Raw genomic sequence first — 21,873 nt, 5'->3', positions numbered from 1 at the left:
GAACCGGCCAAAACCGATGGCGGGACAATCGGTCCCGCAGCCAGCGATCGCCTTCAGGGCGTCCGCGTCCTTTGCATCGACAACGAGCCGAAAATCCTCGAGGGCATGACTCTGCTCTTGACGGGATGGGGTTGCGAGGTTTTACCCGCTGGTTCCGTGGCGACGCTGGAGGAACCCTTCCTCGCTTTGGCCGCAGCACCCGACGTCATCGTTGCCGATTACCATCTGGACGATGGCGACGGCATCAGCGCTATCCGTCTCATCCGGACATTTTACGGCAAGCCGATCCCCGCCCTGCTTGTGACGGCGGACCGCAGCCCGGAAGTGCGCAGCGATGCCGAGAAATACGGGATTTCGGTTCAGCACAAACCGGTCAAGCCGGCGGCGCTACGGGCCTATATCAACCAGATATCCATTACAGTCCGGGCGGCGGCCGAATAAAAACTCCCGGACCTTGCGATCCGGGAGCGGTATTGGCCTTCAAAAAAACAGAGGTATCAGGCCGCCTGATTGTAGCGATCCTTGCCGGCCACTGCCCCCTGCTCCATTTGGAACCGCTGCACCAGATCGAGCAGCGCTTCCACCTCACCGGACAGTACCCGGCTGGCCGCACTCGACTGTTCGGCAAGCGCCGCATTCTGCTGCGTCATCTGGTCCATCTGGTTGACGGAGCTGTTGACGTTGTGAAGCGCGGAAGACTGGTCCTGCGTTGCCGTTGCGATGGTTTCGACATGCTGGCTGACGGTCACGATCTGCTGGCTGATGGCGGAAAGAACCGTGCCCGCCTCCTGCACCAGCTTCGAACCGGAGCTGACCTCATGCGTCGACTGGTTGATGAGCTGCTTGATCTCGCGGGCCGCGTCGGCGGAGCGCTGGGCAAGCTCGCGCACTTCCTGGGCTACAACAGCAAAACCCTTGCCCGCCTCGCCCGCACGCGCGGCCTCGATGCCGGCATTGAGCGCGAGAAGATTGGTCTGGAAGGCGATGTCGTCGATAACCTCGATGATCTGCTCGATCTTGCGCGAGGCGTCTTCGATGCGGCCCATGGCGTCCACGGCGTTGCTGACGACCGAACCGGAACTGTCGGCGCTCCGCTTGGTGACGAGGACGGCCTCATTCGCCTCCCGCGCCCGCTCGGCCGATGATCTGACGGTAACCGTGATTTCATCTACGGCGGCGGCGGTCTCTTCCAGCGAAGCGGCCTGATTTTCGGTACGCTTCGACAGATCGACCGACGACTGCTCGATTTCAAAGCCGCTATGCTGGATGATAAGCGTGCGCTCGCGGATCTGCCCCAGCGCATCGCGCAGGTTCAGGAGGGATTCGTTGAAGTCCGTGCGCAGGCGGTCAAGGCGGCCCGCAAAAGGCGTCTCGATCGTGCGGCTCAGATCGCCACGCGAAAGCCTGCCGAGACCGGAAGCAATCTCGCTGACGGCAAATTCGATCTGGCTATCCATTTCCTGCTTCTCGGCATCGTTGCGAGAACGTTCGGACTCGGCTGCGGAGCGTTCCTCGGCGCTCTTGCCCTCAATCGCCAGTTTCTCGATCGCGTTCTCGCGGAAAATTACCAGCGCGCGGGCGATATTACCGAACTCATTGGTGTTGGCGGCGTAGGGGATCTGTGTGTCGAGATTACCGTCCGAAAGCGATTTCACCGCATCGGTCAACTTGCCAAGCGGCTGAAGTGTGCGCTTGATGACGAAATAGGCGAGCAATCCGACGCCAAGCATGGCGAGCGCGCCACAGATCAGCATCAGGTCACGCAGGCTGTATATCTGCGCATTGTAAACTTCCATGGGAACACCCACGAACAGGATGCCAACGGTTGCGCCTGTCTTGTTCAGAACAGGCATGTAACCCGTCATGTAGTTGGTGCCGAAAAGTGTGGCGGGACCGAAATAGGATTCGCCTTTCGAGACTTTCGCGAAAGCAGGGTGATCGGCGGCGAGTTTCGTGCCGGTTGCCCGTTCGCCCTTTTCATTTTTCAGATTGGTGGTTAGACGGACGTAATCCCCGGCCCTGGTTTCAAAGACGGTGGCGATGCCTCCGTTTGCTGCGGCCGTGCGATCGACGAGATCGTTGTCGCGCAATGTCCCGATACTGGCGCGGCCGACACTCTTCAACTCCGCTTCGACCAGTTCAAGAGCGACGCCGCCGACTTTCATCTCGTAGAGGATAGCCATGCTGCGCATCGCGCCGCGCGTGTCGCGCAAGGCGGTGGTGATAATGTTGTCCTTCAAGCGAATGTAGGTCGAAAACCCAACTGCCGCCACACTGAGCGCGATCATGCCGATCGTCAGTGCGACGACCTTTCCAGCAACGGACTTAAAGAGGCGGTTATGCATGAAACAGTTCCCCAAAGCCAAACCTGCGACAGTTTTAGCTGGCAACTGTTAAAAAACGCGAAATACAGGAAACCGCCGGTCCCCGGCCCATATACGGCAATGGAGCGGCCCGAAACGACTGGTTTACGGCACGGGAAACCCGTTCACCATCAGTGGATATAACCGAGCCGGATGGCTTTGGCGATCGCCTGGATGCGGTTGACGCTATCGAGCTTGATCGTCGCCGAGCCGAGATAGGCGTTGACGGTGTGCACGGAAAGCCCGAGCTTGACCGCGATCTCTTCGCTGATACGGCCGTCCCCCGCCAGTTGCAGGCAGGCGATTTCCCTCTCGCTCAGCGCCTCGGAAGGCGCCGCCTTGCGCTCGTCCAGCGCCAGCATGTCCACCATGATTTCACAGCATTTGATGTGCTGTTCGATGACGACCTCATTGTCGAGAACGAGGTTGGTGCCGCAGAAAACGATGTAACCATTGCCAATGGTGCCGAGTCGAACCGGAAGCGCGAGCCCCGCATAGGGCAATATGTCGTTCTCGATGCGGCGCAGAAGTGCAGGCACATCGGGAAGGTCGGCAAAACCGCCGGCGTTCTTGTTGCGCCAGATGACCGGCAGGAGCGATGTCTCGATGTGATCGAGCAGAATGTCGCCGACCGCGCGGATGAACTGCGCGCTCTGTTCTGCGGCATTCATGCCCCAGTTTTCCAGCTCGCAGGTCATCTTCTTCTTGTTCGGGAAACCGGAAGCGGCAGCCTTCGTGACCACGAAGTTGCGCGCGCCAACCAGCTTCTGCATGGCGACAAGCTTCGGAAAAAGATCCGACCGGCTCGTCACGACAGGGCTGCGGTAAAACATGCCCATTTGACCTGTACCCTCATTGTCTTTCGTCTGTACCATCCGTCCGACCATTATACGAGGTTGTTGCGCACTGCGTAGGCAATTGCCTCCGAGCGGGTTTTCGTCGCGGTTTTCCGCATCACGCTTGTAATGTAATTATTGATCGTATTGCGCGAAATGCCAAGGATCATCGCAATTTCATCGCTCGTCTTGCCTTCCGCGATCCAGAACAGGCATTCGAGCTCGCGCTCCGTGAGATCGATATCGCGAACGGTCTTTGCTTCGCTGGCAATGCCGAAACTGACGCAATAGCCCGTCAGCAGGGCGATTTCCCGCAGGCGCTCCGGTGACGGAACCGCTTCTTCCGGAAACAACAGCAGAAGGGAAAGGCGGATGCGGCCCACGCAGAAGGAGAGTGCCGAATATTGCCTGTCTATGCCATAGGGAACCAGAACGTCGTCAGGCAGGAGAAGCAATCGTGGCTGAAGCAGCGAAAGGCATTTCTCCATTTCGCTAGACCGGTTCTGGCTGTTGGTGAGTTCAATACCCAGCCTGCGGACCAGATCGAAAGGCCAGTCGGACGTGACGATGAATTTCAGTCCGGTTTCTTCGAGAAGATCATCCCGCGCCAGCAGATAGTGCGAGGCGCCAGCGTAGGTTACGAGCAGATCCAGTGCGCCTGCAACGTTACCGGCAGCAGCCGTGGCTGCGACGTTTTTAGCAAGCTGATCGCGCGGCAAGGGCTTACCCATGCCCTCCATAGGCTTGGCAGACAGCCTGCGGATATCAACATCGACTTTCAATCGCCTACGCCCTCTTGCTCCCAGTGGGAGATTATACCTCGGGATGGAATCATTCCATTCGAGAACTTACCAAAATGGGACGGCAAGCCCCCGGAGACCGAATCACTTCATTTTATGGAACGGACTGGGATTTGCCATTAGCTGACAACAGCCTTTCCACGTATTTCCCTGCTCGTCTATTACTAAAAAAACATACTGAAAAGCTGTTCAATCCATAAACGGCATTCTCAGCCAATTCCCAGCAAACTGTATCGTTGCTGAATTTTTTGTAAACACTGTCCCGAAACGAGATTGCCACGGCTCGCCCGCCAAGCATAGCAAAAAGCCCAAAAACGGAAAAAGGCCGGGTAAAACCGGCCTTTTCGATATTATGCTGCTTTTTCCACCGCCCATTTGCGCAGGATCTTGGCGGCTCTTTCCTCGCTGATTTCCACCATGCGGGAGAGCCTGCGTTCCGGCCCTTCGCGCACCCGGCGGTTGAATGTGCCCTCGCCATCGTTTCCTGCCAGAAGGTCGTCGGTGCTGTCGAAGCCGAAATCCGCCCCGAAACCTTCCATGAGACCGCCAGCGCCCGCATCCATGCCGGGAGAGAAATCCGGTAGTTCGAGACCGGCGGCCTCCTGGCTGAGCTGACCGGCGGCGGCGTTGCCGGTCACCGTGCGGACCAGGGGGCGCACACCGAGCCAGACGACAAGGAAGGCGACGGCGACAAAGGCGAGCGAGTTGATGATACCTGCGGAATTGCGGCTCAGCACTTCCATGACGCCGGGTCCGGTTGCGGCCTCGTCCAGCAATTGCGTTTCGAGGAAGTCCATTGCCGTCAGGGTGACCATGTCGCCACGATCGGAAGAAATGCCCGCTGCCGAGGTGACGATCTTCTGCATTTCGGCAAGATAGGCGTCGATCTTCGCCTGATCGGCTGGCTCGCCGACCATCTTGGCGATCCGGCCCTTGTTGACGACGACTGCGACCGAAATCTTTTCGACGGTGTAGCCGTTCTTGACCGTGGCTACCGTCTTGGAATTGATCTCGTAATTGGTCTGCTCTTCCTTCTTGGCCGATTGGTCGGAGGACTGCGGGCCGCCGCCGCCGCCCTGGGGTGCAGCCTGCGGTACGTTCTGTTCCACGGTCGCGGCCGTGTCCGGCTGCGTTTCCTGGGACTTCTGGTCTTCCTTTACCGTGCGCACGGAGCGCTCGACGCGCGATTCCGGATCGTAGACGGTTTCCTGGATCTGGCGGCTGTCGGTATTGAGCTGGGCCGTGACGCTGGAGCGGAAATTGTCCATGCCGAGGAACGGCGCCAGCGCCTTGTCGATATTGGTTTCGATTTCCTGCTGCACGTTCTGCGCCAGCGTCAGCGAACGGTTCATGGCGGCATTGGTGACATCGTCGCCGGAAGCCAGAAGCTGGCCTGTCGAATCAAGCAGGGTCACATCATCGACTTCAAGGCCGGGAACCGCCGAGGCGACAAGGTGACGGATGGATGCGGACGCCTTGCGGCCGGCCGAGGCACTGGCGCGAATCATCACCGATGCGGTGGGCTTCTGTTCGCCTCGGCGGAAATTGCCGACGTCAGGCATGACGATATGGACGCGTGCAGCCGCGATGCCGTCGATCTGCTGGATGGAGCGGCCGATCTCGCCCTCAAGGGCGCGAACGCGTGTCACTTCCTGCATGAAGGAGGTCAGACCGAGGGAGCCGACATTGTCGAAAAGCTCGTAGCCGGCATTGGCGCTGTCAGGCAGGCCGCGTTCTGCCAGAAGTAGCCGCGCCTTGGACGTGAGCCCGACGGGGACCTGAAGACTGGAGCCATCGGTTCCCACCTGAAAGTCGAGACCCGACTCGGCGAGCGCAATGCTAATCTTGTTGAGGTCGCTCTTTTCAAGCCCCACATAGAGGGTCTCGTAAGCGGGACGGTTTACATAAAGAGCCGCCGCGAGGATAATGGCCATGGATACAACGCCCACGCCGCCCAACATCAGCAGCCGCGTCTGCCCCAGCGCCGCGACATTCTTCAAGACCTGAGGGATTTGATTTAACAGATTCATTCTGTTCCGCACCGTCATTCATAGAGTCCGAGACCTTTTGGCCCCGTAATGACAATAGGGTGCGAAGCTTGCGCGAGCGTTGCCTTTCTCCGCATTCCGCGCGGGAAGGCAGGAAACGCAGATCTGCTCTAGAACAGGTCGAAGTCGCCCGAGGCCTTGTCCAGGGGCTGCGAGTGGCCGTGCCGGTAGGCAGCGCCAAGGGCTTTTTGCATCTCGGCCAGCTTCACCAGGCTGAGCGCGGTGCTGACATCCACGATCCATTCACTGGATATGGAGCCTGTGATGGTATCGATGAATTCGGCAAGGCCACGGGTCTTCTGCACGGCCAGGTCGATACCCTGCAGAAGCTTTACGCCATCGGCGGACAATTGACCGCTGGTCACATCAAGCAATTGCGGTTCGATGCGCTCGATGAGATAGGCGACATCGTGCAGTTCCGATACCACCCGCATCAGCACATCCGGCAGGGCTTCTTCGAACGGAGTTGCGGCGGTGGGTTCTGCAAGCTGCATTGGAAACTCCGTGACTAAAAAAATTCGATGTCGTTGGCGACTGGCTTGGGGGCCGGCGCCGGACGCGTTTCCAGAGCAACCGTCTTCTGGGTTTCCGCGCCGCTGAGCGGATGTTGACGGGCGCGACCGGAGACCGGCCAGAATTCGATCTTGCGACCATGATCGCCCCCCGTGGAGGAGCTTATGACCGGAATGCCTTCGTCCTTCAGAAACTGCATGGCGAAGATGGCGTTCTGCTCACCGACATTGGAGAAGCTGGCGATCGTCTTGGCGCCGCCGAAAACCTTGGCTTCCAGCCGGTCGCGCCGCGCACCCTTCTTCAGCAGCCCGTTGATGAGAAGCTCCATGAGATGCACGCCATAACGCGTCGCATCTCCGCCGGTCACGCTCCCCGTTCCCGGCAGCAGGAAGTGGTTCATGCCTCCCACGCCGGCAACGGGATCTCTCAGACAGGCGGCCACGCACGAGCCGAGTATCGTCGTCATCACCACATCGGGATCGCTGACGACCTTGTACTCGCCCTGAATGATATGTACGCGCTTGGCCGCAGCTTCAATCATTTCAGCGATCCGAAAACCGCCTCGATCGCGGCGCGCATCTTGTCGATCGTGAAGGGCTTGGCCAGCACGTTGTTGGCGCCGAGCTGGGCCGCCTTCTGCACCAGCGCGCGGTCGCCCTGCGCGGTGAGGATGATGAAGGCGGCTTTCTTGGTGGTCGGGTTGGCCCTGACGGCGTGCAGGAAACCGAGACCGTCCATCTTCGGCATGTTGAAATCGGAAATGACGAGATGATGGGGCTGCTGCTCCATGATCTTCATTCCCTGCTCGCCGTCACCGGCGGCGGTGATCTGCTTGAAGCCGAGCTGTGTCAGCGCATCGCTGAGGAGCAGCCGGCTGGTCACCTGATCGTCAACGATCAGAACTTTGATCTTTTCTGCGAGAGACATTAGTCAGCACCTTCTTTGCGGGCAGTGGTTAGTTTCAGGATTTCTTCGCCGATGGAGGCCAGCGGGAGTTGCTGTTCCACGGCGCCAAGTTCATAGGCCACGCGGGGCATGCCGTAGACGACACATGTTTTTTCGTTCTGGCCGACCGTGCGTGCGCCGGCATGACGCATCTTCAACAGTCCGGCAGCGCCATCGCGGCCCATGCCTGTGAGAATGACGCCGACGGCGTTGCGACCGGCAAGCTCGGCCACCGAATCGAACAACACGTCGACTGAAGGACGGTGGCCGTTGACAGGATCGCGCTCAACAAGCCGGCAGCAGGGTGCGGACCGGTTGGCGATCTGCAAATGGCGCTCGCCGCCTGGCGCAAGATAGATCTTACCGGTCTGCAGACGCGCACCGTCCGTTGCCTCTTCCACCACGGGCGCGCAGATGCGGTTCAACCGTTCGGCGAAACTCTTGGTGAAGGTCGGCGGCATGTGCTGGGTGATGACGGTCGGCGGGCAATTGGCCGGGAACTTCTGCAGCACGGCGATCAACGCTTCGACACCGCCCGTGGAGGAACCGATGGCCACGACCTTGCGCCCTGCGCGATATTCACTGACCGGGGTTGGCTGCGGCGCTGCGGCGGCGTCCGGGCGCGTCGCGCGGTAGGCGGCGTGTTGCGAGCGGGCGGCGGCCTTCACCTTGTCGGCCAGATCGCCGAAAGGGCGTACATCGCCCGGCGCCGGCTTGCCGACACAGTCGAAGGCGCCGATTTCAAGCGCGGCGAGCGACGCATCCGCGCCGCGATGGGTCAGCGACGAGACCATGATGACCGGCATGGGCCGCAGGCGCATGATCTTTTCGAGAAATTCCAGCCCGTTCATTTCGGGCATCTCGATATCGAGCGTCACGACATCGGGATTGAGCTGCTTGATGGCGGCGCGCGCTTCCATGGCATTGCCGGCCTGCCCAACCACCTCAACCTCCGGATCGGCCTTGAGGACAGCCGAAATCAGGCCGCGCATGGTGGGGGAATCATCGACGACGAGTACCCGTGCGAGTGCGCTCATGCCTTCCTCCCCGAAGCGTTGCCAGTGAAGCGGTAGGTGGTGATGCCGGTATTGTCGAACAGGTTCTTGGCGTCACCGGAGACGCGTTCGGAATGCCCGATATAAAGATGACCGCCTTCCGGAAGCAGCCCGGCGAAACGCGACCATATGCGCATCTGCGTCGGCTCGTCGAAATAGATTACGACGTTGCGGCAGAAGATCACGTCGAAATTGCCCTTGAAGGGCCATTGCGTCATCAGGTTCAATTCGTTGAAGGTGATGAGGCGCTCGACCTTGTCATCGATGCGGAACTTGCGGCGACCGCCGGCATCGACCTCCGTGAACCATTGCTTGCGCATGGCGGGAGACACGGTTTCGAGCGCATTGTCGTCATAGACCCCTGCCCGGGCCTGCGCCAAAATCTTCGGGTCGATATCCGTTGCGAGGATCTTGAAATCGTAATCCGCCGCATTCGGAAACATGGCGAGCACGGTAAGCGCGATGGAATAGGGCTCCTGCCCGTCCGAGCAGGCCGCCGACCAGATGCGGACACGTCCGCCGCTCTTCGCCCGCGCGATGAGACCCGGCAGGACCTCGTCACGCAGATGTTCGAAATGATGGTTCTCGCGGAAGAAGCGGGTGAAATTGGTCGTGAGATGCGACAGCATTTCGCGCCGCGCCTGCGCGCCATCCGGCGAGGACACCAGCGCGCAATATTCGCGGAAACCCGACAGGCCGAGATTGCGGATATGCTTCGACAGGCGGGAATAGACCAGCGACGCCTTGGTGTCGTTGAGATAAATGCCTGCATCGGCATAGATCATCGCCGCGATTTCCGACAAGTCGCGTCTCGTCAGCGGGTATTCGCCGCTGGCAAGAACCTCGTCGGGAGACTGGCGCTGATCGCTGAAATTAAGTGCTGCCATGAACGATCCGCTTTCAACCTGTCGCCGCAAGCGACATTTCCTGCTTCAGGGGCTGTCCGCGCGAGGCGCTGACGATGGCATCGACATCCAGGATGAGCGCAACGCGTCCGTCACCGAGAATGGTGGCGGCGGCAATGCCCGGAACATGGGTATAGTTGGCTTCCAACGACTTGATGACAACCTGGCGCTGACCCTGGATCGCGTCGACCATCAGGGCGCGCTGGCCGCCGCCTTCCGATTCAACCAGAAGGGCGACGCCCTCGACCGGATCGGCCTGGGTCGGGCGGAAGTTCAGAACGCGGCCGACATCGACCAGCGGGCAGAAGGAGTTGCGGATGGAAATCAGCCGCTGGTTGGAACCGAAGGAGTGAATGTTTTTCGCTTCCGGCTGCAGCGTTTCCACGATTGCCGTCAGCGGCACCACCAGCGTCTGGCCGGCGACGGTCACCACCATGCCGTCGAGAACCGCGAGCGTCAGCGGCAGGCTCATGGTGAAGGTCGAGCCTAAGCCGGGGCGCGATGAGATGTTGATGCGGCCGCCAAGCGCCTGAATGGAACGCTTGACGACATCCATGCCCACGCCGCGGCCGGAAATATCGGAAATCTTGTCCGCCGTGGAGAAGCCCGGCGCGAAGATCAGATTGTCGATCTCCTCATCGGTCAGGTTCGCATCGGCAGCAATGAGGTCGTTGTCGATCGCTTTCTGGCGAACGCGTTCGCGGTTGATGCCGGCGCCATCATCCTGAAGTTCGATGAGAATACGGCCAGAACGGTGCTTGGCCGAAAGCTTGATGGTGCCTTCCGGGTTCTTGCCCGCTGCTTCGCGTTTTTCCGGCGTTTCGATGCCGTGGTCAACGGCGTTGCGGATCATATGCGTCAGGGGTTCGGCCAGCTTGTCGATGACCGTCTTGTCGACTTCGGTGTTCTCACCTTCGGTGACGAGGCGGATCTGCTTGCCGATCATGTCGGCGACTTCGCGGACGATACGCGACATGCGCTGGAATACGGGCTTCACCGGTTGCGCGCGGATTGCCATGACGCTGTCCTGGATTTCGCGCGTGAGCTGCTGCAGCTCGTCGAGGCCCATATTGACGGCGGAGGTGCCGCTCGCATCGTTTTCGATGACGCTCTGCGACAGCATCGCCTGATTGATGACGAGCTCGCCGACGAGGTTGATCAGGCGGTCGACACGGTCGAGGTCGACGCGGATGGTCTGGCCGGCGCTGGCATTGGCCGCGGCACTGGCGTTCGCCTGGGCTGCGGCAGGCGCTGCCGCCGCTTCGCGCTTTTCGATGGCGGCATTGACGCTCTGGGCGATCTGCGTCGTCGCGACAGCCGTTTCAACGGCTGCGGCAACATAAGGCGCTTCCGCCTTGGCGATTTCAACAACGGGCTGCTCTTCCGGTCCGCTATCGAGGGCCGAAAGATCGAACGGCACCGGGATCATCGGAAGCTCTTCTGCATCGTCTGCGACGTCCGAAACAACCGGCACGATTTCCAGATCGCAATCCCATTCGGCGAATTCGAAGACGCTGCGGATGCCCTCTTCGCCCTTGTCGGTCGTGATCGAAACCGTCCAGGAGAGATAGGATGTTTCAGGATCGAGCTTGTCGAGAGAAGGCAGTTCCGACAGGTCGCAATTGATGCTCATCTCGCCGATGCGCGAAAGATCGCGCAGGAGAAGTGCTGCCTCGTTGCCCTTCGAATAAAGCGCTGCATGCGGCTTGAAGGTGATCTGGAAGGACGGCGCCTCCATCAGCGGCGTGGTTTCGTCGGCAAAGTCGGTGAAGGAAAACGGGATCGGCTCGAAGCCGCTCTCATCCGTCGGCTTGGCTGCGACGGGTTGCGGCGCCTTGACGGCAGCCGGCGCTGCCACAGGTGCGGAAACCTGCACGGTCTCGCCGTTCGCCAGCGCTTCCAGTTCCTTGACGAGGCCGCGTGTGCGGGTTTCATCGACGCTGCCGCCGTCTCTTGCCGCATTGGTCAGGTCCGCCAGCACGTCGGCGGAGCGCAGCATGACTTTGAGAACATCCTGTGTCGGTTCCAGCTTGTTGGAGCGAACACAGTCGAGGGTCGTTTCGAAAACGTGGGCGAAGGCCACGAGATCATCGAGACCGAAGGCACCCGCCCCGCCCTTGATGGAATGAACGGCACGGAAAACAGCGTTGACGGTTTCCGGATCGCGGTCGCCGTCATTCAATTTAAGAAGCCCCGATTCCAGTTCGGCGAGTTGCTCCTCGCATTCCTGGAAAAAGATTTCCTTGATTTCGTTCATATCCATCGTGAAATGTCCCGTATCAGGCGGTTACGCGTTCAATGGCATCGATGAGTTTCGCGGGATCGAACGGCTTGACGATCCAGCCCGTCGCACCGGCCTGACGGGCGCGGTTCTTCTTCTCAGCGTCGCTTTCGGTCGTCAGGACGAGGATCGGGATCGCACGATACTTTTCGTTGCGACGCACACCCTCGATGAAGCCGAAACCATCCAGACGGGGCATGTTGATGTCCGTCACGATAACATCGGGGTTGCTCTGCTCGAGCACTTCGAGACCCTCAATGCCGTCTTCGGCCTGAATGGTTTCGAAACCGGCATTGTTGAGCGTGACCAGGAGCATGTTCCTGATCGTCCGGGAATCATCCACGGTAAGAACTTTTTTCTTCACTTTTGCATCTCCTTGGGGAGCAAATGGTCAATATCGACGCCTATCAGTTTCATCGTCTTGTCGAATGCATCGGACACCCTGGCAAAACCGAAGGGCTTGCCGTCCTCTTCCCAGGACTTCGCGCCGGCCATGAGGACCTGGACGCAAAGCGCACCGATACGCTCCACCTCGGACGCGTCTACCGACAAAGGTGCTCCCCTCAGCGTCATCAGCTTGCCGTGCAGGGCCGATGCTTCGTTGAGATCCAGCACCGGTGACAGTTTCAGCGTCGCCTCAGCTGCTTTTCTGGCTGCCATTACATGACTCCCTGACGTCTGAATTGTTGGTAATCCTGGCCGTAATCCGGGCGGTTATCCGCACGGGCCATGAATGAAGCGTCCTGCCGGTCCGCGCCGGACGCCGCTCTCGCCTGCCCCTGACGGGCGATGCGGAATTCGCGGACGGTGCGGCCGAGTTCGAGAATGACGGTTTGAAGCGCGTCGGCCTCGGAGGCGCTCGCGCTGATATCCACGGCGTTCCGGCCTGCCTGCCTTTGCTGCTCGCCGATATCGGCGGCAACCGATTGCAGTTCGCCGGCCTGCTCGGCCGTATGCCGGGAGACTTCCGCGATCATGTCGTTAATGCCCGAGACCTGCCGAACGACGCCGCCGATTGCGTCCTGCGTGCGGTTGACCATGCGCACGCCGTCCTCGACTTGCGTCTTCGTAGTGCCGACGAGACTCTTGATCTCCCTTGCAGCGTCGGCGGAACGCTGGGCGAGCGCCCGGACCTCCTGCGCGACGACCGCGAAACCACGTCCGCTTTCACCCGCCCGCGCCGCCTCGATGCCGGCATTGAGGGCGAGAAGGTTGGTCTGAAAAGCAATCTCGTCAATCGTACCGATGATCCTGCCGATCTGTTCGGCGGATTGTTCGATGTCCGACATGGCGTCAATGGCCTCGCCGATCGCCCGGCCGCTTTCGACCGCCGCCTCACGGGCGCGGGAAACGGCCGTTTCCGTGGCCGATATGCGCGCGCCGTTTTCAGCGACGTTTTCGATCATCGTCTGAATGGCGCGGGAGGTTTCAACAAGGGCTTCGGCCTGTTGGCGGGAACGCTCGGCAATCGAGCGGCCCATATCGGCAAACCGCGCGCCCAGCGCCTCAGCCTCGCCGATGCTGCTCTGTGCCTCGATCAGCGATGCGCCAATCGTTTCCAGAGCCGCATTGAAGGACGCCGCAACATCGCGATAGGCTTCCGGCACATCGCGGCCGATACGGGCCTGCAAATCGCCCGCCGCAAAGGCCGTCAGCGCCGTGCCCAGCAACCTCGCCGCTTCCGAGCGGTCATTGTCGCGCTGTTGCGCCAGTTCGCGGCCGTGGCGCAGGCGCAATTCGTTAAAGCGCAGCGAGACGGCGATTTCGGTATCGACCATGACCAGACGGACGACATTCTTGACCGCTTCCGCCAGTTCGCGGCTCTTTTTTCGGTTTCCGGGCAGGATGGAGCGCGGTGCGTGTTCGGCCACCAGCCCGCCGACGAGATGTTCCAGAACCACCGCATGGCTGGCGATCTGCCAGCGCGGATCGAGCCCCATGCGGCTGGCATTGTCGGAAAGAACCTTCACGCGCTCTGCATAGAGCGCATCGAAACGCGCATCGGTCAGAACGCTCCAGTGCGAGGATTGCAGATCGTGCAAGCGCTCGAGCTGGTTTTCACTTTCGAAAGACGGGGAACAGTCCGGCATGGACTGGAAACGGGTCATCACGTCCCGCAGCCCGGCCTTAACGTAAGGCTCCAGCATGCTGCGATAGCTGCGCAGGAAATCGGACTGCGTCTCGTCGAGGCCGGCAAAACGCAACCGTCCCGCCAGGCTTCCGCCTGCCGATCTGCGCGCTTGATCTGATGGCAAGTCCTGCCCCAACCGACATCCCCAACAACATGACGGCCGGTGAAACCCGGCCAATTTTGCCAAGGTTCAGAATGCCAGCACCCTAAGGGGATTTTTGAACGAACATACCCATCGCGGACGATGCGGCATCGACGCTTGCCAGACCTTCTTGAACCAAGAAACGAAAATACCGGATCGGCACCGGTACGGCAGTGCGGCGTCATGCCTGGAAGGGGAGAGAACCCCATTCCGCCGTCGAAATACCATCAATCTTTATGGTTAATTCCTTGCTTGAAAGTTAAGAAACAAAGGCGACGGCGTCAAACGGTAAAATTTGTAAAAGCTTTTAGCCAATGGCGCCCTCACTTTGCCGCAAACGCACAAAAACAAAAATGAATCGAACACGGTCGGCGCTTTTTCCCGCACGCGCGCTGGACAAGCATGTCAGGCTTCCCCTAAAACAAATCAACACGATATTCGCTCAACGGTGACGCTTAAAGAGACCTTTACGATCAAGGAGATGCCAACTTGCCATGGATGGAGAAAGGCCGCAGTTCAAGGCGCCATCCGCAAGTGCTGATCGGTATCGTGGTCGCGAGCCTGCTCGTCATGATCGGCTTTCAAGCCCAGGCTGGCGTCAAGACCCTTTCCAAAACCAGCCGCCTTGAGCGATTGCAGAGCGTCGATCCGGGCCGTTCGGTTTCTCTTCGCGAAAAAGCTTGCGATAGCGGCAACGATTTCGGCTGCAGGACCGGCGACACCGGTTCGGACTTTCGTTATGGCGAATTCGCTTCATTCGCCCCGAACCTCAGGGATGACGCCGAAGTCTCGCTCGCTGCTGTTGCCATCGTGCCACAAACTTCCCGAGACTTTGCCAGTGTGGTTCCACGCGCGCCTCCGCATATTATGTACTAGTCATTCCGGCGGTCAGCATCATCAGGTTCATCGCGAACCTTGAGGGATCGGAGGCGTCGGAAACCCGCCGTAGGCTCCCATTCCAGAGAGAAAACCGCCGCCGCATATGACACTTGCAACCATTCTTCCATTCATTGTCGCATTGCCCTTCGTCGGCGCGCTCCTGACGGCTTTCATGCCGCGTGAGGGTGCGGCCGCCGGTCCCGCCGCCGTCGCGGGCGCAGTCGCCCTTTTCGGCCTTGTCAGCAGCATCTTTCTTTATACAAGCGTCAGCGGTGGCGCGGTCCTTAAATATGATGTGGAATGGCTGCCCCAGCTCGGCCTGAACTTTACCCTGCGGCTGGACGGATTTGCCTGGATTTTCACGATGCTGATTACCGGCATCGGCCTGCTGGTGGTGCTCTACGCCCGCTATTACATGTCGGCCGAAGACCCGATCCCGCGCTTCTTTGCCTTCCTGCTCGCCTTCATGGGTTCGATGATTGGCGTGGTGCTCTCCGGCAACGTCATCCTGCTGTCGATCTTCTGGGAAATGACCAGCATCTTTTCGTTCCTGCTCATCGGATACTGGCATCAGAACGCCGGCGCACGCGACGGCGCGCGCATGGCGCTGACCGTGACCGGGATCGGCGGCTTCAGCCTGCTGGCCGGTTTGCTGATCCTCGGGCACATGGCGGGAAGCTATGACCTCGACAAGATCATCGAGGCAGGGGCCACCATCCGCGCCCATTCTCTCTATCTACCGGCGCTTATCCTTATCCTCGGCGGTGCGCTGACCAAGAGCGCACAGTTTCCGTTCCATTTCTGGCTGCCCAACGCCATGGCGGCGCCCACACCCGTTTCCGCCTATCTGCATTCGGCCACCATGGTGAAGGCCGGAGTTTTCCTGCTGGCGCGGTTCTGGCCGGTGCTGGCGGGCACGCCGGAATGGTTCTGGCTGGTGGGTGCGGCCGGCATCATAACCCTGCTGCTCGGCGCCTATTTTGCCATGTTCCAGCAGGATCTGAAGGGGCTGCTGGCCTATTCCACCATCAGCCACCTCGGCCTCATCACCACGCTGCTCAGCCTCGGCAGCCCGCTTGCGGCGGTTGCCGCCATCTTCCACATGGTCAACCACGCCACCTTCAAGGCCTCGCTCTTCATGGCGGCCGGCATCATCGACCATGAAACCGGCACCCGCGACATGCGGCGCTTAAGCGGGCTTTACACCTATATGCCGGCGACCGCGACGCTCGCCATGGCGGCGAGCGCGGCCATGGCTGGCGTGCCGCTGTTCAACGGCTTCCTTTCCAAGGAAATGTTCTTTGCCGAAGCCGTCGAAACCCATGCCGACTCGCTCCTGGATCGGGCGCTGCCCTATGTCGCGACGCTGTCGGGCGCATTCGCCGTCGCCTATTCGCTGCGCTTCATCCACACGGTCTTCTTCGGCCCCAAGCCCGTCGATCTGCCGAACCCGCATCCGCACGAGCCGCCGCGCTGGATGCGCTTCCCCATTGAATTCCTCGTCTTTGCCTGCCTGATCGTCGGCATCGTTCCGAGCCTCTCCATCGGCCCGTTCCTGCATTCGGCCGTGCTTTCCGTTCTCGGCGCGCAAACGCCGGTCTACAGCCTGTCGATCTGGCACGGTTTCAACCTGCCGCTGATCATGAGTATCGCGGCGCTGATCGGCGGGGTTACGATCTATGCCCTGCTCGGCGGTTATTTCTCGCGCTGCGACGACGGCCCGCCGGTCTTCCGGCATTTGCGGGGACAGCGCATCTTCGAGCGCATTCTCGTCACCGTATCCTGGAAATGGGCGAGGTGGCTGGAAAGCACGCTCGGCACGCGGCGTCTGCAGCCGCAGCTGAGGCTTCTCATCCTCGTGGCGCTTCTTGCCGGTTTCTCGCCGCTCTTCCTTTCGGAATTCTCCCTCTCGCTGCCACGCGTCACGACATTCGATCCGATCTTCGCCATTCTCTGGCTGATCGGCATGATCGCGGCCATGGGTGCGGCCTGGCAGGCGAAATATCATCGCCTCGCCGCGCTTGTCATGCTGGGCGTCTCGGGACTTGTCACTTGCCTCACCTTCGTGTGGCTTTCCGCGCCGGATCTCGCCATCACCCAGCTGCTGGTGGAAATCGTCACCACGGTTCTCATCTTGCTCGGTCTCAGATGGCTGCCGAAACGCTTCGAGAAAGTCGACAGCAGCAACGAGTTCCCTGCGCAGCTTCGCCGCGCCCGTGACTTCCTGCTGGCGGCCGCAAGCGGCATCGGCATGTCCGTCATCGCCTATGCCGTGATGACGTTGCCCGTGCCGAACGCGATTGCGACCTATTTCCTCGAACGCGCCTATACCGAAGGCGGCGGCACCAATGTCGTCAACGTCATTCTGGTCGATTTCCGCGGCTTCGATACCTTCGGTGAAATCGCGGTTCTGGCCATCGTCGCGCTCACCGTCTTTGCGCTGCTTCGCCGTTTCCGCCCCGCCCATGAAAGTGTCGGAGTGCCGGAACAGCAGCAGATGCAGAACGCCTTCGATGCCGAACGGCCGGACCGCAGCAAGGGCGATACGGTCCGCGACTATCTCTATGTGCCGTCCATCGTGATGCAGTGGATGTTTCCGGTCATCATCACCTTCTCGATCTTCCTGTTCATGCGCGGGCACGACCTGCCGGGCGGCGGCTTTGCGGCCGGCATCACCATGGCCATCGGCTTCCTGCTGCAATATCTCGCCGGCGGCGCACGCTGGGCGGAGGACCGCATCCGCATCCTGCCGCTGCGCTGGATGGGTTTCGGCCTTTTGATGGCGGCGGCGACGGGTATCGGCTCATGGTATTTCGGCTACCCGTTCCTGACCTCCTATTTCCAGTACACGGAGATACCCTATATCGGCAAAATGCCGACCGCTTCCGCCCTGCTGTTCGATCTCGGCGTCTTCTCGCTGGTCGTCGGCTCCGTTGTTCTTATCCTGATAGCACTGGCACACCAATCGTTGCGCAACTACCGCGTTCGCACGCCTGAAGCCGCAAGAGCGGAGGACGTGTAATGGAACTCATTCTCGCCATCGGCATCGGCATCATGACCGGCTCCGGCGTTTGGCTGGTGCTGCGCCCGCGCACCTATCAGGTCATCGTCGGGCTTTCGCTGCTGTCTTACGCTGTCAATCTCTTCATCTTCGGCGTCGGCGGCATCAAGACCAACGCGCCGCCGGTGCTGGTCAACGGTGTCGACAGCTCCACGCTTGCCGACCCCGTGCCGCAGGCTCTGGTGCTGACGGCCATCGTCATCGGTTTCGCCACCACCGCATTGTTCCTCGTCGTGCTGCTTGCCGCCCGCGGCCTCACAGGCACCGACCATGTGGACGGGAGGGAGACGAAATGATGTCTTTCCCCTTCCACATCGTCATAGCGCCCATCCTGCTGCCGCTGATTACCGCGGCCCTTCTGCTGTTCTTCGACGAGCGCCAGCGCGTGGCGAAGGCCGCCATCAGCCTCACCTCTACCGTGCTGTTGCTGGTGGTCGCCATATTGCTGTTCCGCGAGGTGAACTCGACGGTCAATACAGAGATCGCCGCCGTGGTTTCGAGCGGCGTCTATCTGCTCGGCAACTGGCCGGCGCCCTTCGGCATCGTGCTCGTCGCCGACCGTCTTTCAGGCCTGATGGTGCTGCTGACGGCGCTGCTTGCCATTCCCTCCTTGATCTATTCGATGGCGAAGTGGCACAGGTCGGGCGCGCATTTCCATTCGCTGTTCCAGATGATGCTGATGGGTGTCAACGGCGCGTTCCTGACCGGGGACCTGTTCAATCTCTTCGTGTTCTTCGAAGTGATGCTGGCGGCTTCCTATGGCCTGCTGCTGCATGGTTCCGGCCAGCAGCGCGTGAAGGCAGGGCTGCATTACATCGCCATCAACCTTGTCGCCGCGCTGTTCTTCCTGATTGGCGTCAGCCTCATCTATGGCGTGACAGGCACACTGAACATGGGCGACCTCGCCCATCGTATCGAGGGCCTCAACCCCGATCAGCGTATGCTCTTGGAAACCGGCTCTGCCGTCCTCGGCATCGCCTTTCTGGTCAAGGCCGGCATGTGGCCGTTGAATTTCTGGCTGCCCTCCGCCTATGGTGCGGCGTCGGCCCCGGTGGGCGGGCTCTTCGCCATCATGAGCAAGGTCGGGATTTATGTCATCGCCCGCCTCTCCTTTCTGCTCTTCGGGCAGACGGCGGGAGAATCTGCCGGCTTCGGCCATGATGCCCTGCTCGTCGGCGGCATCGCCACCATCATTTTCGGGGCTATCGGCGTTCTGGCGTCGCAGGCGCTGGGGAGGCTTGCCGGTTTTTCGGTTCTCGTCTCGTCAGGAACGCTTCTCGCCGCCATGGGCACCGGCAATCCGACGGTTGCGGCCGGCGCGCTTTATTACATGGTCAGCTCCACCCTCACCATCAGTGCCTTCTTCATGCTGATCGAACTCGTGGAGCGCGGACAGGATGCGGGTGCGAACGTTCTGGCCGTGACCATGGAGGCCTATGGCGAGGGCGAGGAAGAAGAGGAGGAAGAAGAAGTCGGGGTGACCATGCCCGCCACCATAGCGGTGCTCGGCGCGTGTTTTGCCGCCTGCGGCATTCTTCTGGCCGGCCTGCCGCCGCTTTCGGGCTTCATCGCCAAATTCTCGATGCTGACCGCCATTCTCAACCCTTCGGGCCTTGGCGCCAATGACAGCGTCTCAACGCTGTCCTGGTGGCTGGTCTTCCTGATCGTCTTTGCCGGTTTCGCCTCGCTGATTTCGATGACCCGTGCCGGCATCCGCACCTTCTGGGCCTCCATCGAAGGCACCGTGCCACGCGTGCTCGTCATCGAAATCGCCCCCGTGATGCTGCTGCTCGGCCTGACACTCGCCATGACCGTGCAGGCGGGACCGGTGATGCGATACATGCAGGAAACGGCGCGTATTCTCGATCTGCCGGCGAGCTATATTCAGGGCGTCATTTCCGCACCGCGAGCGGGCAGCAACCCGGAGGCGGAACCATGATGAGCCGTCTCCTCCCCTACCCGCTGCTGACGATCTCGCTGATCTTCTTCTGGATGACGATCAACAGCTTTTCGCCGGGGCATTTGCTGCTTGGCACCGGTGTCGCGCTCATTGCCTCCTGGGCGATGGCGTCGCTCAGGCCCGCCAAGCCGCGCATCCGCAACTGGCACAAGCTCGCGATGCTGATCCTGATCGTGCTTTACGATATCATCAGGTCCAATATCTCAGTCGTGAAGATCATCCTGTTCAAGCGCGAAAGGGACCGCAAATCCGGCTTCCTGGCGGTGCCGCTCGATATTCGCGACCCGATGGCGCTGGCCGTTCTGGCGACGATCCTCACCTCGACGCCCGGAAGCGCATGGCTCGAATATAATTCCAGCCAAGGCATGCTTCTGCTTCACGTTCTCGACGATGTGGATGAGGCGGCCTGGATAAGCCTTATCAAGAACCGATATGAAAAACTGCTGATGGAGATATTCGAATGAGTTCGATTATTCTTTTCTGGTCCTTTTCGCTGGCGCAGCTGATGCTCGCCATCGCCATGGCGATCTCCGTCTATCGTATCGCCATCGGCCCGCGCGCGCAGGACCGCGTGCTGGGCATGGATACGCTCTATGTCAACGCCATGCTGCTTCTCCTGACCTTCGGCCTGCGCACCGGCAATGACATCTACTTCGAGGCATCGCTGCTGATCGCCATCCTCGGCTTCGTCTCAACCGTCGCCCTTTCCAAATTCCTGATGCGCGGCGAGGTGATCGAATGAGCGAAGCACACGAATTCCCGCTCTGGGCGGCCATTGCCGTGGCTTTCTTCGTGCTGCTCGGCGCCTCGCTGACGCTGATCGGCACCATCGGCTTTGCCAGACTGAACAGCTTCTATGAGCGTCTGCATGCGCCCACGCTCGGCACCAGCTGGGGCACCGGCGGCATTGTCATGGCCTCGATCATCTATTTCTCCGTCTCCGGCGACCGCTTCGCCTTCCACGAAATCTTCATCGGCATTTTCATGACGGTGACGACCCCGGTTTCCCTGATGCTGCTGGGACGGGCTGCGCTTTATCGGGACCGGGCGGAGCAGAATACGGATAATCGGGAGCATCTTTAATTAAGGTGCTTTCCGCCGCCTAAGCTCTTGGCGTACCCGCCGCCATTTGCCCTGCTCGAAGTTCTGCGAACATCGCCAAGCGCGATCTTCCTCCATGCAGGCTATTTCTGCGGCGCGTTCTCCATGTTGCTGGACCAGTTCGTCGACTATTCGTTCTATTTCCACACGGGGAATAAACATCGGCGGGATAAAGCTTTCCCACTTCACCCACAGGAAGACTATCAGCACGAACGCGCCAAACGCGAGGAGCGGGAAATGGTTCGCGTGGATAGAGGACATCTGCAATCTCACGACAGAAATTTCATATACTGCATCATTATTGCATATTTCTGATTTTCAGCAATAGAAATGCCTTAAGTCGCAAAGTCACAAAGGCGACTGTCCCTCCAGTTCGGAGGGTAGCGATTGGAACTTAGAAAGATTTTCGGCAGCAATATTCGCCATCACCGGAAAGCGTTGGGCCTGACGCAAGAAGTCCTTGCCGAAAAGGCCGACCTTTCGATTGAGATGATGGGACGACTCGAACGTGGCGACGCTTCGCCGTCGTTTGAAACCATCGAAAGTATCGCAAAAGCCTTGGGCGTTCCCGCCATCGCGTTCTTCGGCTCCGGTACTGTTATTGCACCTGAAGGCGAACGCGGTCGTCTACTTCACCGCGTGAATGCGGCACTCGCGAATGTGAATGAGGATGACCTTGTACGAGTGACTCGTATGCTGGAAGCTTTTATCGGTCGGTGACCTACAGCTACTGACCGACAAAGGAGGCGGTTCGCTCCCCGCGGCAGAAGTCGACGGCTGCTTTGCCCGCAAGCCACACTCCAGCCTAGTTTTGTAGGTAAAATTTAATAACCCATTTACCTGCGCATGTTAA

At 60.1% G+C, this 21,873-nt stretch carries 22 protein-coding genes and 1 pseudogene; 9 read left to right on the top strand and 14 right to left on the bottom strand.

From position 1 onward, the window contains the following. Positions 1-51: 51 nt before the first annotated feature. Positions 52-441: pseudogene (locus tag BS627_RS25120) on the top strand (response regulator); the annotation flags it as partial. 56 nt (positions 442-497) lie between these two features. On the opposite strand, the gene BS627_RS22705 reads toward BS627_RS25120, so the two are convergent. The 13 genes from BS627_RS22705 to BS627_RS22645 form a co-directional block, all read right to left on the bottom strand. After that, positions 498-2,345 (bottom strand): methyl-accepting chemotaxis protein, encoded by a 1,848-nt coding sequence (locus BS627_RS22705; RefSeq protein ID WP_077985411.1) that lies wholly within the window; start codon positions 2,343-2,345, stop codon positions 498-500. 149 nt (positions 2,346-2,494) lie between these two features. Then, positions 2,495-3,196: a transcriptional regulator VisR gene (gene visR, locus BS627_RS22700; RefSeq protein ID WP_162520484.1), complete on the bottom strand. Its 702-nt coding sequence runs from the start codon at positions 3,194-3,196 to the stop codon at positions 2,495-2,497. Between the two features lie 53 nt (positions 3,197-3,249). Next, on the bottom strand, positions 3,250-3,981 hold the full coding sequence (visN, locus tag BS627_RS22695) for a transcriptional regulator VisN (RefSeq protein WP_162520460.1): 732 nt from the start codon (positions 3,979-3,981) through the stop codon (positions 3,250-3,252). 368 nt (positions 3,982-4,349) lie between these two features. Beyond that, complete coding sequence (fliF, locus tag BS627_RS22690) at positions 4,350-6,029, bottom strand: flagellar basal-body MS-ring/collar protein FliF (protein ID WP_165691365.1); 1,680 nt, start codon at positions 6,027-6,029, stop codon at positions 4,350-4,352. A 128-nt stretch (positions 6,030-6,157) separates the two neighbouring features. Further along, complete coding sequence (gene cheT, locus BS627_RS22685) at positions 6,158-6,541, bottom strand: chemotaxis protein CheT (RefSeq protein WP_077985408.1); 384 nt, start codon at positions 6,539-6,541, stop codon at positions 6,158-6,160. Between the two features lie 14 nt (positions 6,542-6,555). Further along, complete coding sequence (gene cheD, locus BS627_RS22680; protein ID WP_077985407.1) at positions 6,556-7,101, bottom strand: chemoreceptor glutamine deamidase CheD; 546 nt, start codon at positions 7,099-7,101, stop codon at positions 6,556-6,558. Next, positions 7,098-7,487 carry a chemotaxis response regulator CheY2 gene (gene cheY2, locus BS627_RS22675; RefSeq protein WP_003503467.1) on the bottom strand — a complete coding sequence of 130 codons (390 nt, stop codon included), beginning with the start codon at positions 7,485-7,487 and terminating at the stop codon, positions 7,098-7,100. Before cheY2 ends, cheD begins: the two co-directional genes overlap by 4 nt. Continuing rightward, on the bottom strand, positions 7,487-8,542 hold the full coding sequence (cheB, locus tag BS627_RS22670; RefSeq protein ID WP_077985406.1) for a protein-glutamate O-methylesterase CheB: 1,056 nt from the start codon (positions 8,540-8,542) through the stop codon (positions 7,487-7,489). Before cheB ends, cheY2 begins: the two co-directional genes overlap by 1 nt. Beyond that, a complete protein-coding gene (gene cheR / locus BS627_RS22665; RefSeq protein WP_077985405.1) occupies positions 8,539-9,447 on the bottom strand; it encodes a protein-glutamate O-methyltransferase CheR in 909 nt (302 codons plus the stop codon). The genes cheB and cheR overlap by 4 nt, the downstream gene beginning before the upstream one ends. Before the next feature lie 13 nt (positions 9,448-9,460). Then, positions 9,461-11,728: a chemotaxis protein CheA gene (locus tag BS627_RS22660; protein WP_077985404.1), complete on the bottom strand. Its 2,268-nt coding sequence runs from the start codon at positions 11,726-11,728 to the stop codon at positions 9,461-9,463. A gap of 16 nt (positions 11,729-11,744) precedes the next feature. Beyond that, positions 11,745-12,110 (bottom strand): chemotaxis response regulator CheY1, encoded by a 366-nt coding sequence (gene cheY1, locus BS627_RS22655; protein ID WP_003493773.1) that lies wholly within the window; start codon positions 12,108-12,110, stop codon positions 11,745-11,747. Next, on the bottom strand, positions 12,107-12,406 hold the full coding sequence (locus BS627_RS22650) for an STAS domain-containing protein (RefSeq protein WP_077985403.1): 300 nt from the start codon (positions 12,404-12,406) through the stop codon (positions 12,107-12,109). Before BS627_RS22650 ends, cheY1 begins: the two co-directional genes overlap by 4 nt. Next, a complete protein-coding gene (locus BS627_RS22645) occupies positions 12,406-14,001 on the bottom strand; it encodes a globin-coupled sensor protein (protein ID WP_244614243.1) in 1,596 nt (531 codons plus the stop codon). The genes BS627_RS22650 and BS627_RS22645 overlap by 1 nt, the downstream gene beginning before the upstream one ends. A gap of 516 nt (positions 14,002-14,517) precedes the next feature. Between BS627_RS22645 and BS627_RS22640 the strand changes: the two genes are divergently transcribed. From BS627_RS22640 to mnhG, 7 genes are all read left to right on the top strand, one after another. Further along, on the top strand, positions 14,518-14,895 hold the full coding sequence (locus tag BS627_RS22640) for a hypothetical protein (RefSeq protein WP_077985401.1): 378 nt from the start codon (positions 14,518-14,520) through the stop codon (positions 14,893-14,895). 106 nt (positions 14,896-15,001) lie between these two features. Next, complete coding sequence (locus BS627_RS22635; RefSeq protein ID WP_077985400.1) at positions 15,002-17,920, top strand: monovalent cation/H+ antiporter subunit A; 2,919 nt, start codon at positions 15,002-15,004, stop codon at positions 17,918-17,920. Continuing rightward, a complete protein-coding gene (locus tag BS627_RS22630; protein WP_020810384.1) occupies positions 17,920-18,255 on the top strand; it encodes a Na+/H+ antiporter subunit C in 336 nt (111 codons plus the stop codon). Before BS627_RS22635 ends, BS627_RS22630 begins: the two co-directional genes overlap by 1 nt. After that, on the top strand, positions 18,252-19,898 hold the full coding sequence (locus BS627_RS22625) for a monovalent cation/H+ antiporter subunit D (protein ID WP_165691364.1): 1,647 nt from the start codon (positions 18,252-18,254) through the stop codon (positions 19,896-19,898). The genes BS627_RS22630 and BS627_RS22625 overlap by 4 nt, the downstream gene beginning before the upstream one ends. Beyond that, complete coding sequence (locus BS627_RS22620) at positions 19,895-20,383, top strand: Na+/H+ antiporter subunit E (RefSeq protein WP_165691363.1); 489 nt, start codon at positions 19,895-19,897, stop codon at positions 20,381-20,383. The genes BS627_RS22625 and BS627_RS22620 overlap by 4 nt, the downstream gene beginning before the upstream one ends. After that, positions 20,380-20,661 carry a K+/H+ antiporter subunit F gene (locus BS627_RS22615; RefSeq protein ID WP_077985397.1) on the top strand — a complete coding sequence of 94 codons (282 nt, stop codon included), beginning with the start codon at positions 20,380-20,382 and terminating at the stop codon, positions 20,659-20,661. Before BS627_RS22620 ends, BS627_RS22615 begins: the two co-directional genes overlap by 4 nt. Then, positions 20,658-21,002, top strand: a complete 345-nt coding sequence (mnhG, locus tag BS627_RS22610) for a monovalent cation/H(+) antiporter subunit G (protein ID WP_003522773.1) — start codon at positions 20,658-20,660, stop codon at positions 21,000-21,002. Before BS627_RS22615 ends, mnhG begins: the two co-directional genes overlap by 4 nt. Here mnhG and BS627_RS22605 read toward each other — a convergent pair whose 3' ends face one another. After that, positions 21,003-21,281 carry a hypothetical protein gene (locus BS627_RS22605; protein ID WP_077985396.1) on the bottom strand — a complete coding sequence of 93 codons (279 nt, stop codon included), beginning with the start codon at positions 21,279-21,281 and terminating at the stop codon, positions 21,003-21,005. It lies immediately after the preceding gene. A 126-nt stretch (positions 21,282-21,407) separates the two neighbouring features. Here BS627_RS22605 and BS627_RS22600 point away from each other — a divergent pair, with 126 nt between their 5' ends. Then, the gene (locus BS627_RS22600) at positions 21,408-21,740 is read left to right on the top strand and encodes a helix-turn-helix domain-containing protein (RefSeq protein ID WP_077985395.1); all 333 of its coding nucleotides are present in this window, start codon (positions 21,408-21,410) and stop codon (positions 21,738-21,740) included. Positions 21,741-21,873: the final 133 nt, after the last annotated feature.

It is taken from the genome of Agrobacterium salinitolerans, assembly GCF_002008225.1.
In the GTDB taxonomy this organism is placed as follows: Bacteria; Pseudomonadota; Alphaproteobacteria; order Rhizobiales; family Rhizobiaceae; genus Agrobacterium; species Agrobacterium salinitolerans.
The sequence above is the reverse complement of the archived record's forward strand: the minus strand, read 5'-3'. Positions and strand labels throughout refer to the sequence as shown.